The sequence below is a fragment of the Sphingobacterium shayense genome (genome assembly GCF_013179575.1).
GTDB classification, from domain to species: domain Bacteria; phylum Bacteroidota; class Bacteroidia; order Sphingobacteriales; family Sphingobacteriaceae; genus Sphingobacterium; species Sphingobacterium shayense.
The window spans coordinates 1-12,118 of record NZ_JABMCQ010000137.1; the positions used below are offsets into that span (position 1 = coordinate 1).

Below are 12,118 nucleotides of genomic sequence, written 5' to 3' on the forward strand. Positions count from 1 at the left end.
GCAGGATGTAGCGTTAGTCCGCCAAGGACGATTGTCTGTAATGCCGCTAAAAGTGGAAGAATTTGATCGAATTGTTGCTTTAGGGAACGAGTAAAACAAAACACAGGAACCTCGCTCCTGTGTTTTGTTAACCTTTTTGTGCGATCTTTAGAAGATTTTGAATGCTAATGGCATTTTCTGCGCTTAGCTTACCGCCTAATATTAACCGAAGTTCTCGCCGTTGTGAAGCTTTCTCAAAAAGTTCTTTTTCAATATCGGTCTCAGCGATGAGTTGTGGAACCTTAGTAGGGTTATTGTCTTTATCGATAGCGACAAACGTATAATACGCTTCATTTGATTTTTCTCTCGTTCCTTTTGGTAAATTTTGTGCAAAAATTTCCATTCGGACTTCCATAGAAGTGGAAAAAGCTCTAGTGACTTGTGCTTGAATAGTAACTACTTCACCAAGCTTGATGGATCGTTTAAAAGAGACATTATCAACTGAAACGGTAACGACAGGACTGTTTGAGTGTTTTTGAGCAGCCATTGCGGAACAAATGTCCATCCAATATAGAAGCCTTCCACCCATAAGGTTACCAAACGTATTAGTGTCGTTAGGAAGAACTAATTCGTTCATTTCCGTATAGGACTCATTAGCAAATTTCTTATCCATAAGTTTCAAATCTTTCTAGTTGTTGTTTCATAATCTCAAAAGAGCGGAGGAGAGGTGTTGGTAGAAAAGCTAATTCTTTTTCTGCTTTGGTCAATATGAAACCTGTTTTTTGAGGACGATTATGGGCCTGTCCGATAGCTTCTGCTGAGATTGGTTTTATTAGATCTGCGTTTAAGTTCCAAAGCTTTGCAACTTGCTGTACAATTTCCAGTATGCTAAAAAGCTGATTACTGGATATATGGAAGACGCCTTGCGCTCTTTTTTCTGCCGCCAACATGCAAGCATCGGCTAAGTCATCTACCCAAGTAGGCATTCTCCATTGATCGTTTACCACGGATATCGTCTCGGATTGGCTCAATTTATTTTTTGCCCATAAAACAATATTAGATCGGTTTTTGTCTGCAATTACTCCGTAGACAAGTATTGTTCTGAGTATTGCGTGATTACATCCAGTTTGAATAATACGCTGCTCAGCCTCTACTTTGCTCCGCCCATAAGCGTTACATGGTGACGTCGGGTCGTCTTCGCGGTAAGGGCCATTCTTTCCATCAAATACAAAATCTGTGGAAATGAAAGTGAGGTGGCTTCCTGTTCTGTTGCAATATTCCGCTATTTTTTCGGTTGTTAGTACATTTACGCGTTCGCAATTGTCGCTTTCGTCTTCGCACGCCTCGACACTGGTTATTGCAGCGGTATGGATAATATGTGTTGGCTTAAAAGTGTTGAAGATATTTAGTAAAGCTTCAAAATCTTTGATGTCTACTTGTTGGAAATTTTCTTCGGGTAGACAAATGTTTCTATTTTTGCTTTTTGATATCCCAAGTATCGTGATGCCCTCGTGATCTATATATTTCTCTATAAATTTTTGTCCGAGAAATCCATTAGATCCTGTTATCAGTACGCGCATAGCTTGATTAATCAGTTTGTCCATTTAAAATCCATTTTAGGTTGTTCCATTGAAAGATCTATTACCTTTATTTCTAATTCAATAATAGCTTTTAACGCTTCATAATTAATCTTATCGGGATCATCGCCCGGCTTATGGTAGTCTTCATGTCCACCTGTATGGAAAAAGAGTACCGGGACATTTTTTTTATAAAACGAAGTTTGGTCTGATCCTCCGTTTCCGTCATTGCTGGTAAAGTATTGGATCTCGCTTGTTAACCCTTCAAAAATGGTTTCAAATTTGGAGCTCGTTCCGTAACCGATGACTGCTAGTCCGTTTGCTGGATTATACCGTCCAATCATATCCATGTTTAACATCCAATGCATGTCTTCGATGGGTATTGTCGGGTGTTCGGTGAAATATTTGGATCCTAATAGTCCTAGCTCTTCTGCACCGAATGCTATAAACAAAAAGTTGAATTTTTCTTTAATATTATTGCTGGAGTAATGGCGAGCTAACTCTAGAAGCCCTGCAACTCCAGATGCGTTGTCGTCAGCACCATTATGTATTTGTCCAACGCCTAGCGAATCACGCGAACCGCCTTGGAGTCCTTGACCTAAATGGTCATAATGTGCACCAATTATAATGGTGTATAGTGCATTATTATCAATGAAGCCAATAATGTTATCAGCTTTCCGGATACTATCCGCTACAACCACACGACTAACCTTAGCTGTAAAACTTTGCCTGTATCCTTTTTCACCCTTTGGTTCAAGGGCGTAGTCTTTAAAATTTTCTTCGATATATTTCGCAGCTTCTTTTACCTCGTTAGAACCTGTGCCACGTCCTTTCATCTTGTCGGATGCAAGTAGTACGATATGTTTTTTTAACAGCTCAGTGTTGACTTGGGAATAGACCGGTCGAGTAAAAATTAATAGCATAGGGACTATTAACACGTAATATGGAATAAAGTAATGTAGTCTCATATCGTCAAAGATACAAATCAAAGGTATTAAAATAAGTATTTGAAATTTTCATTTGTATATGGATAGTAATTACATACTATTTAACCAGAATATAATGACGTTTTGGCGCGGGGTAGGCAACATAAAAAAAGCCCCTTCTAATTTATAAGGGGCAAAAATATTAGTCTTCAAGTACTTCACTGTTGGCGCTTTCTTTCTCAACGTGTTCTTCTTTGAAATACCTTCGTTGGAATAATAATATTAAGACTACACCAACGGAAATAGCAGAATCCGCTACATTGAAAACAGGTCTAAAAAAGAGAAAATGTTCGCCGCCCCATAATGGAAACCATTCCGGGAAATTACCTTCAATTAACGGGAAATATAGCATGTCAACAACTTTTCCGTGAAACAGCGATGCGTATCCGCCGGCATCTGGAAATAGTAAAGCTTTTTGGTAGAAGGTGCTTTCACTGAAAATAAGTCCATAAAACGTGGAGTCAATAATATTTCCAGTGGCCCCTGCAAATATGAGTGCTACATTCAGGATGAAGCCTCGATGATATTTATTTTTGACCATGTAATGAAGTCCATACCCTATGCCCGCAACTGCAATGATTCGAAATAAAGTCAAGAATAGTTTGCCAAATTCGCCACCAAACTCCATTCCATAAGCCATACCGTTATTTTCTATGAAATGAATCAGAAATTTGTTGCCGATAATATCAAAGTCTTGGCCAATGGTCATGTTTAGTTTTACCCAAAACTTAGAAATCTGGTCTACCAATAAGATGATAGCTATTAACAGTACTGGCTTGGTGTATGCTTTCATATAATTAAAACAAATGAGCTGGTCTCAAAATTATTTTCTGAGGCCAGCTCATTTTAATATGGATTTTCTTTAACTAATATTGTTTGTTTTTCGCCTCAATACTCAAAGTGGTATGTGGGACTGCCTTTAGGCGCTCTTTCTGAATTAATTTTCCAGTTTCGCGACATATTCCGTAGGTCTTGTTTTCAATTCTTACAAGCGCAGCATCAAGGTTGTCGATAAATTTCTTTTGTCGAGCAGCGAGTTGGTTTACTTGTTCCTTTTCCAAGGTCGCGGACCCGTCCTCCAATGTTTTGTAGGTTCCCGCTGTATCGTCAGTCCCATTAGCATCACTATTACTAAGTGTTGACGTCAAGGAGGCTAACTCTTCCTTAGCAATGCGAAGTTTTTCTAATATGATATCCTTGAATTCTTGCAGTTCAGCGTCGCTATAACGTGTTTTTTCTTTATTCGTTTCCATATTTAATTTTTCTGAATTAATACTTCTAATTCGGTGCTGTCAATCTCAATTACGTCTATATTGCCCATCAATCCGTCCTTGAACACTAATGAATCAGCCAGAATTTCGGTGCAAATATACGACAAATTATCTTTTACAGCTTCTTGTATTTCAGTATTTTGTGACAACGACACCATTATTCTGTCAGTGACCTCGAATCCCTTCTCTTTACGCAGGTTTTGAATTCGATTAATTAATTCTCTAGCTAAACCTTCTTTTCGAAGATGATCAGTTATGTTAATGTCAAGAGCGACCGTTAGTTTGCCTAAATTCGCAACCTGCCAACCTGCGACGTCTTCGGCAATAATTTCGACGTCTTGAAGCCCTATTGTATGCCCGGTTGTCAATATTAAGGTTCCTTCTTTTTCTATTGCGTCTATTTCAGAATCGCTTAACTTTTGTATTGCTGCCGCAACAACTTTCATGTCTTTACCCACCTTTGCACCTAACGCTTTAAAGTTTGGTTTGATCTTCTTTTTGATGATACCGGTAGTGTCACTGATAAATTCAATACTTTTTATGTTAGTCTCTGAAAGGATCAGTTCTTGGACTTTTTCTACCTTAGACTGGAACGTGTTGTCAAGTACAGGAACTAGAATTTTGTTCAATGGCTGGCGGACATTTATCCCCGTTTTTTTTCGTAGCGACAAGGTCAGCGACGAAATGTCTTGTGCTAACGCCATTCGTTCTTCCAGCTCTTTGTCTACCAGTTCACTATTATATACAGGGAAATCTGCAAGATGCACTGAAGCGTATGGCTCTTTGCCAGTTTCAGCGTTGAGGTCTAAGTATAACCGATCAGAAAAGAAAGGTGAAATTGGCGACATTAGTTTTGCTATTGTATTTAAGCAAGTATATAATGTTTGATATGCTGAAATTTTATCAGCACTATATTCTCCTTTCCAGAAACGTCGACGCGATAGACGGACAAACCAGTTGCTCAAGTGTTCGTCGACAAAATTCTGAATAGCGCGGGCAGCCTTCGTTGGTTCATATTCGTCATAAAACGAATCAACTTCTTTCGTTAAACTGTTTAATAACGAGATGACCCAGCGATCAATTTCTGGGCGCTCCAGAATGTCAGACTCCGAGTAGTTGAAGTTGTCAATATTTGCGTATAAAGCAAAGAACGCGTATGTGTTATAAAGAGTTCCGAAAAATTTACGACGTACCTCGTCCAAACCTTCCTCGTTAAATTTTAAATTGTCCCAAGGGGCTGCATTGCTTATCATGTACCAACGTGTCGCATCGGCGCTGTATTTTTCAATTGTGCTGAATGGGTCTACTCCATTTCCGAGTCGTTTAGACATCTTGTTTCCATTTTTGTCTAACACAAGACCGTTGGAAACGACATTTTTAAATGCTACGGATCCTTGGATCATTGTGGAAATGGCGTGAAGCGTAAAGAACCATCCTCTTGTTTGATCGACACCTTCAGCGATGAAATCCGCAGGAAATGCTTGATTATAGCCCTCGTTAAATGGTGCCAGATCGCCATTAGCTAATTTGTCGTGATCTAATCCCCATTGTGCGTATGGCATAGCGCCTGAGTCAAACCAAACATCGATCAGGTCTGGTTCTCTAAACATTTTCTGTCCGTTGTCTGAAACTAGTACAATATCGTCTACATATGGGCGGTGTAAGTCAAGAGATTGGGTATCGAATTTAGAAAGATATGCTCGGTTCACTTCTTTCTCCTGTTCATTTAACACCCCGGAGGCAATAGATTGTTTAAGAAGTGAGCGTAACTCAGGAAGAGATCCAATGCAAACTTCTTCATTTTCATCTTCAGAACGCCAAATAGGTAATGGTGTACCCCAATAACGCGATCGTGATAGGTTCCAGTCAACTAAGTTTTCCAGCCAATTTCCGAAACGTCCGGATCCCGTAGCTTCTGGCTTCCAGTTGATCGTCTTATTGAGTTCGACTAACTTTTCCTTGACCGCTGTAGTACGAACAAACCAACTGTCTAATGGGTAATAAAGGACTGGTTTGTCTGTTCGCCAACAATGTGGATAGGTATGTTCGTATTTTTTTACGTCAAAGGCTTTGTTCTCTTCTTTTAATTTAATGGCGATAAGTACATCTGTGCCTTTGAACTCTTTATCCTGCCGCTCTATATCGCTGTAATATTCGTCTTTGACAAAACGGCCAGCAAAATCGGTGATTTCTTTAATAAAACGGCCAGTTCGATCTACCGTTGGTACATCTTTCCCGTTTTCATCGCGAACTAGGATAGCGGGAATATTATTTTCTTTACACACCCGAAAGTCATCGGCACCATATGTAGGCGCTGCGTGCACAATACCTGTTCCGTCCTCCGTAGTGACGAAATCTCCCGGTATTACGCGAAATGCTTTATCTTGGAGTTCCTCACTGGTGACGTAAGGTAAGAGCTGGACATAGCGTAGCCCGATAAGCTGCTCGCCTTTAAATGTAGTGGTTACTTCCCAGGGTAATATTTTATTGCCAACGTTATATTCTTGAAAAGATGCGTTTTCTCCCTCCGTTTTAAAATGTTTGCTGATTAAGTTTTTCGCAAGTATTACCGATACGGGAGCACCAGTATATTGATTAAAAGTTTTAATCTTTACGTAATCGATATTTTTACCCACGACAAGCGCAGTGTTACTAGGTAACGTCCATGGTGTGGTCGTCCAAGCTATAAAAGCCACGTCTTCATCTTCGGATTCAACGAGCGTATTTAAAAAGGGATGAATTTGCGTTTTGTCCAAACGGAACTCAGCAACGATTGTCGTGTCTTTTACATCCTTGTATGTGCCAGGTTGATTTAATTCGTGTGAACTTAACCCGGTTCCTGCAGCAGGAGAATAGGGCTGAATTGTATATCCTTTGTATAATAGGTTCTTGTTGTATAGTTCTTTAAGTAAATACCAGAGTGTTTCAATGTATTCTGTTTGGTAGGTTACGTATGGATTTTCTAAGTCAACCCAATATCCCATTTTTTGCGTGAGATCATTCCAAACATCTGTGTATTTCATTACTTCTTTGCGGCAAGCATCATTATATGCTTCAACGGTAATCTTTTTGCCGATATCTTCTTTCGTAATTCCCAGCGTTTTCTCGACCGCTAGCTCGATCGGAAGTCCATGGGTATCCCATCCACCTTTACGTTTAACTTGAAAACCTTTAAGTGTTTTGTATCTACAGAAAATGTCTTTGATTGAGCGGCCCATCACGTGATGAATGCCAGGCATACCGTTCGCGGAAGGTGGTCCCTCGTAGAACGTATATGGTTTATTTGAGGGACGATTGCTAATGCTTTTTTCGAAGATGTTATTTGCTTCCCAACTTGTTAAAATTTCTTTGCCTATTTCTGGCAGGTTTAACTGCTTATATTCCTTGTACATCCGAATTTACTATGTTTTATTAAAGGTCGCTAATTTAATGATTTTATCTCTAACAACGAATAGAGAAAATTTAATGATTTTATCGACTAATTGAGATGGTTTTGGAAGGGTAACTGTAGGGCTATTGAATGCGGTTCGGATGAGAGTTATTAGCCAAGCGTTAAGGTAATACGATTTTGCTTGGGATAGTCAAGCTGTTTAAAGTAAAAACTATAAAAGGAGGAACTAATGTCCTCCTTTTATAGTTTTTAAATGATTATGTTGCGAATGAACTTCCACATCCACAGGTACTCGATGCGTTGGGATTATTGAATGTAAAACCCCGAGCATCTAAACCATTTTTAAAGTCTATCTCCATCCCGGCTAGATATAAACCATGAGCTTTGTTCATGAAAAGACGGATGCCGTCAATCTCGTATTCGCTGTCCCCATCTTTTTTTTGGTCAAAGCCTAATATGTAACTCATACCGGAACAGCCACCGCCCTCAACACCCACACGCAAACCGAAATCATTTCCAATTTCTTGCTGATCTATTAATTTCTTTAGCTCGATTAGGGCCCCTGCGGTTACCGTTACTGGAGCTATTTCTGTTGTGTTTTCTATACTCATTCTACTAAACTTAAAACTTGTCAGATAGTACAAATCTACGCTTTTTTAACTACAATATTAGATCCTAAGTATTTTTGACATTGAAGTGAAAAACACGTACACAAAAGGAACGTGTTTCAATTTTTTATACGAAGTTTCAACTGAAATACCAAGCTTTAAACTTATTGTGTTCTGAAAAGAATCCGACGTTGTTAATGTGTTTTTGTTTGATTTATACTATATTTGCGTCGAAATTAGAAAATTAATAGAATATATTCCTTAATAATAAAATAATGGAAAGAGATCAGGTCGTTTTTAATCTAATTTCTGATGAACTAAAACGTCAGGAAGAAGGAATCGAGTTAATTGCTTCAGAGAACTTCGTGAGCAAGCAAGTAATGGAAGCCGCGGGTTCTGTGTTGACCAATAAATACGCTGAAGGTTTGCCGGGCAAGCGTTATTACGGTGGGTGTGAGGTCGTAGATGAGATTGAAACAATCGCGATTGAGCGTGCTAAAAAGTTATTTGGTGCGGAGTGGGTGAACGTTCAACCTCACTCTGGGGCGCAAGCAAATGCTGCAGTTTTCTTAGCGATTCTAAAACCAGGTGATAAGATCTTAGGTTTCGACCTATCTCATGGCGGGCACTTGACACACGGATCTCCAGCGAATTTTTCAGGTAAATTATATCAACCTTTGTTTTATGGCGTCAAAGAAGATACCGGCCTTATCGATTATGAAAAGCTTGAAGAACTTGCACGTCAGGAGAAACCAAAAGTAATTATCTGCGGTGCTTCTGCCTATTCTCGGGACTGGGATTATGCTCGTATTCGCAAGGTGGCCGATGAGGTTGGGGCTTTAGTTGTTGCAGATATTTCTCACCCAGCAGGTTTGATCGCAAGGGGCTTATTAAATGATCCGCTTCCTCATTGTCATATCGTTACAACTACAACTCATAAAACTTTACGTGGTCCACGTGGGGGTATGATTATGGTAGGAAAGGACTTTGAAAATCCATGGGGAATTAAAACGCCTAAAGGTGACATTCGTACGATTACACAATTGTTAGATTTAGCCGTGTTTCCGGGTACCCAAGGTGGTCCTTTAGAACATACTATCGCAGCAAAAGCGATTGCTTATGGGGAGGCTCTTTCTGATGACTATTTGGATTATATTAAACAGGTTAAAAAGAACGCTGCGGTTTTAGCTCAGTTTTTCGTGGAGAAAGATTATAAGATTATTTCTGGTGGTACCGATAATCATCTAATGTTGGTTGATTTGCGTAATAAAGACATCTCGGGTAAAGAAGCCGAGGCTGTATTAGGTAAAGCTGGAATCACAACGAATAAGAATATGGTGCCTTTCGATTCTCGTTCTCCGTTTGTGACTTCTGGCGTTCGTTTTGGTACAGCAGCGATAACAACAAGAGGTATCAAAGAAAATGAAATTCTCCAGATAGGGGAATTAATTGACGAAGCACTCATAAGTCGTTCCAATGATGCAGCGTTAGCTACCATTCACGATAAAGTACGTTCGTTGATGGCGGCGTTTCCCTTATACATATAAAAAAACACTTATTTCTTTTGAAAAAGGCCCTTCATATTTTGTCGGGCCTTTTTATTGTAACGGAAAAGTGACCAAGTGTGAATAAATGTTAAAAAACAATGCGTAAATTTGATTACTCGTTATTTTTAACGTGATTTGGAATATTAAATCAACTAAAAGCAAGCGCCTATAGAAAACTTTACTCTTAAAAATTAATTCAAACTAAATCTAGGAGATTTATTATGAAAATGTTAAAAGAAAAGAGTGATCTTGAACTAATTCAAGCTTATATAGCGGGGAATGAGAGTGGCGTTGAAGTTTTGTTAAATAGATATAAAACGAAGGTATACACATCCATTTATTTACAGGTGAAGGACGAATATCTCGCTGAAGATATTTTTCAAGAAACCTTTATAAAAGTGATTAAAACATTAAAAGCAGGTCGATATAATGACGAAGGGAAATTTCTACCTTGGGTTATTCGAATTGCGCAGAATATGGTTATTGATCATTTTAGGCGTGAAAAAAGGAGTCCGACTGTAGTTAGCAGCGAAGGATATGATATTTTCGGGGTGTTGGAATTTGCTGATGAGAGTCAGGAATCAAAATTAGTTATCAACCAGAGAGATATTGATCTACGCAAGATAATCCAGCGTCTTCCAGATGATCAAAAGGAGGTGTTAATTATGCGCCATTTTTGTGAAATGAGCTTTAAGGATATTGCGGATATAACTGGCGTAAGTATAAACACGGCATTAGGTCGGATGCGTTATGCGTTGAATAATTTGCGAAAGATGATTGAAGAGCATAACCTTATGCTAAATATCGGCTAGAATTAAAGATCCAATTAAAATATTGGCCATCCTCGTTGAGGGTGGCTTTTTATTTTAAAGATGTAAAAATGTCAGTTCAAAATGATATTTGAAACTCCTGTCTGCCAAAATGAATGCAATTTTGTATCTTCAAAGAAAAATTTAGCATGTGGAACGTTAATTGATCAACGGCTCAGTATAAAGTTGAACAAAGTAAAATATTAAGATATGTATTGGATTATATTTATTGGTATTGCATTAGTAAGCTGGATCGTGCAAGCAAGATTTAAAAGTAAGTTTAAGACTTACTCCGAAATTCCGCTTTCGTCTGGTTTATCTGGCGCAGAAATCGCTCAAAAAATGCTTCGCGAGAATGGTATCAATGATGTGGAAGTATTAGTAGCAGATCAAGGTCAGCTTTCAGATCATTATAACCCAGCAAATAGGACTGTTAATCTAAGCCCAGAAGTTTATCATGGACGTAGTGTCGCCGCTGCCGCCGTTTCTGCGCATGAATGTGGTCATGCTGTGCAACATGCTACAGCGTACAACTGGCTTTCGTTCCGTTCGGCTATGGTTCCTGTTGTGAGTGTCGCTTCGAAATTGACTTCTTGGGTCCTAATGGCAGGTGTTATAATTATGTTTACCGTGCAAAGTCCAATTTTGCTAGCTATCGGGGTGGGAGCATTGTTTCTAACGACGTTGTTTTCATTCATTACGCTTCCTGTAGAATTCGACGCCTCGAATAGGGCATTAGCTTGGCTGAATTCGGCGAATATAACCCATTCGACGGAAGAACACGATGGGGCTAAGGATGCGTTAAAATGGGCTGCAATGACCTATGTAGTTGCCGCATTGTCTGCATTGGTCACACTGTTATATTACGCGTCGTTACTTTTCGGCAGGAGAGACTAACTTCACAAAATATTTTGATTAATAATGCGACGAAATCTTTTGTCGCATTTTTTGTGGGCATAAAAGTATGGTAGCTTTCAGCACTATTTCGTATCTTTGGCACTTAGCATAATTTTAGACTATAAATACACATGTTTCAGAATTTACAAGATAAACTGGATAGGGCCTTTAAAGTATTAAAAGGACAAGGAAGTATCACTGAAATAAACGTCGCTGAGACGATGAAAGAAATTCGCAAGGCACTTTTAGATGCCGACGTGAATTATAAAACAGCAAAAACATTTACTGATGACGTTAAACAAAAAGCATTAGGCGAAAATGTGTTAACGAGTATATCGCCCGGTCAGCTTTTAACGAAGATCATGAATGATGAGTTAACGCAATTGATGGGCGGAACTGTCACTGATCTTGACATAACAAAAAATCCAACAATCATTTTGATCGCAGGCTTGAATGGAGCGGGTAAGACGACATTTTCTGGTAAATTGGCGAATTACCTACGCGAGAGCAAAGGAAAAAAGCCTCTATTAGTCGCTGGCGATGTATATCGTCCCGCGGCGGTAGATCAGTTGCAGGTTCTTGGAGAACAGGTTAATGTTCCAGTTTACGTAAATCGTGATTCTTCTGACCCTATAGCAATTGCTAAGGAGGGGGTTGAACAGGCTAAGCGAGATGGTAATAATGTTGTAATCATTGATACGGCTGGTCGTTTGGCAATTGACGAAGCGTTAATGACTGAAATTACTGCTGTTAGGGATGCTACACAACCCAACGAAATTTTGTTTGTGGTTGACTCTATGACTGGCCAAGATGCCGTAAATACTGCAAAGACTTTTAACGACCGCTTAGATTTTACAGGTGTTGTTTTAACAAAATTAGATGGAGATACACGTGGAGGAGCTGCATTATCTATAAAATCAGTTGTTAACAAACCAATCAAGTTTATAGGTACGGGCGAGAAGATGGAAGCATTGGATGTGTTCCATCCAGATCGTATGGCTTCTCGTATCCTAGGCATGGGGGATGTTGTGTCTCTCGTGGAACGTGCACAAC

11 protein-coding genes and 1 pseudogene are annotated in these 12,118 nt (G+C 39.2%); 5 read left to right on the forward strand and 7 right to left on the reverse strand.

Going from position 1 to position 12,118, the window contains the following annotated elements; translation table 11 throughout:
- Positions 1-94 (forward strand): annotated as a pseudogene (locus tag HP439_RS19550) (EVE domain-containing protein); the annotation flags it as partial.
- Between the two features lie 33 nt (positions 95-127).
- Here the strand turns inward: HP439_RS19550 and HP439_RS14340 are convergent.
- The 7 genes from HP439_RS14340 to HP439_RS14370 all read right to left on the reverse strand — a co-directional run bounded on the left by HP439_RS14340 (position 128) and on the right by HP439_RS14370 (position 7,815).
- Entirely contained in the window at positions 128-652 is a 525-nt protein-coding gene (locus tag HP439_RS14340) for an acyl-CoA thioesterase (RefSeq protein ID WP_172391025.1), read from the reverse strand.
- A complete protein-coding gene (locus tag HP439_RS14345; RefSeq protein WP_246229373.1) occupies positions 645-1,583 on the reverse strand; it encodes an SDR family oxidoreductase in 939 nt (312 codons plus the stop codon). Before HP439_RS14345 ends, HP439_RS14340 begins: the two co-directional genes overlap by 8 nt.
- A complete protein-coding gene (locus HP439_RS14350) occupies positions 1,571-2,479 on the reverse strand; it encodes a M20/M25/M40 family metallo-hydrolase (protein ID WP_246229374.1) in 909 nt (302 codons plus the stop codon). Before HP439_RS14350 ends, HP439_RS14345 begins: the two co-directional genes overlap by 13 nt.
- 205 nt (positions 2,480-2,684) lie before the next feature.
- Positions 2,685-3,335, reverse strand: coding sequence for a lipoprotein signal peptidase (locus tag HP439_RS14355; RefSeq protein WP_172391027.1), 651 nt, complete (start codon positions 3,333-3,335; stop codon positions 2,685-2,687).
- 73 nt (positions 3,336-3,408) lie between these two features.
- Complete coding sequence (locus HP439_RS14360; protein WP_172391028.1) at positions 3,409-3,795, reverse strand: TraR/DksA family transcriptional regulator; 387 nt, start codon at positions 3,793-3,795, stop codon at positions 3,409-3,411.
- Between the two features lie 2 nt (positions 3,796-3,797).
- Positions 3,798-7,205: an isoleucine--tRNA ligase gene (ileS, locus tag HP439_RS14365; protein WP_172391029.1), complete on the reverse strand. Its 3,408-nt coding sequence runs from the start codon at positions 7,203-7,205 to the stop codon at positions 3,798-3,800.
- Positions 7,206-7,461: 256 nt separating this feature from the next.
- Positions 7,462-7,815 (reverse strand): HesB/IscA family protein, encoded by a 354-nt coding sequence (locus tag HP439_RS14370; RefSeq protein ID WP_172391030.1) that lies wholly within the window; start codon positions 7,813-7,815, stop codon positions 7,462-7,464.
- Positions 7,816-8,087: 272 nt separating this feature from the next.
- Between HP439_RS14370 and glyA the strand changes: the two genes are divergently transcribed.
- From glyA to HP439_RS14390, 4 genes are all read left to right on the forward strand, one after another.
- The gene (glyA, locus tag HP439_RS14375) at positions 8,088-9,359 is read left to right on the forward strand and encodes a serine hydroxymethyltransferase (protein WP_172391031.1); all 1,272 of its coding nucleotides are present in this window, start codon (positions 8,088-8,090) and stop codon (positions 9,357-9,359) included.
- 221 nt (positions 9,360-9,580) lie between these two features.
- Positions 9,581-10,171, forward strand: coding sequence for an RNA polymerase sigma factor (locus tag HP439_RS14380; protein ID WP_172391032.1), 591 nt, complete (start codon positions 9,581-9,583; stop codon positions 10,169-10,171).
- Positions 10,172-10,378: 207 nt separating this feature from the next.
- Complete coding sequence (locus HP439_RS14385; RefSeq protein WP_172391033.1) at positions 10,379-11,065, forward strand: zinc metallopeptidase; 687 nt, start codon at positions 10,379-10,381, stop codon at positions 11,063-11,065.
- 131 nt (positions 11,066-11,196) lie between these two features.
- On the forward strand, positions 11,197-12,118 hold a 922-nt coding region (locus HP439_RS14390), incomplete at its 3' end, for a signal recognition particle protein (protein ID WP_172391034.1).

Coding starts and splice junctions, on each gene's coding strand:
- HP439_RS14340 (WP_172391025.1), bottom strand. CDS start 652: ATGGATAAGAAATTTGCTAATGAGTCCTATACGGAAATGAACGAATTA.
- HP439_RS14345 (WP_246229373.1), bottom strand. CDS start 1,583: ATGGACAAACTGATTAATCAAGCTATGCGCGTACTGATAACAGGATCT.
- HP439_RS14350 (WP_246229374.1), bottom strand. CDS start 2,479: ATGCTATTAATTTTTACTCGACCGGTCTATTCCCAAGTCAACACTGAG.
- HP439_RS14355 (WP_172391027.1), bottom strand. CDS start 3,335: ATGAAAGCATACACCAAGCCAGTACTGTTAATAGCTATCATCTTATTG.
- HP439_RS14360 (WP_172391028.1), bottom strand. CDS start 3,795: ATGGAAACGAATAAAGAAAAAACACGTTATAGCGACGCTGAACTGCAA.
- ileS (WP_172391029.1), bottom strand. CDS start 7,205: ATGTACAAGGAATATAAGCAGTTAAACCTGCCAGAAATAGGCAAAGAA.
- HP439_RS14370 (WP_172391030.1), bottom strand. CDS start 7,815: ATGAGTATAGAAAACACAACAGAAATAGCTCCAGTAACGGTAACCGCA.
- glyA (WP_172391031.1), top strand. CDS start 8,088: ATGGAAAGAGATCAGGTCGTTTTTAATCTAATTTCTGATGAACTAAAA.
- HP439_RS14380 (WP_172391032.1), top strand. CDS start 9,581: ATGAAAATGTTAAAAGAAAAGAGTGATCTTGAACTAATTCAAGCTTAT.
- HP439_RS14385 (WP_172391033.1), top strand. CDS start 10,379: ATGTATTGGATTATATTTATTGGTATTGCATTAGTAAGCTGGATCGTG.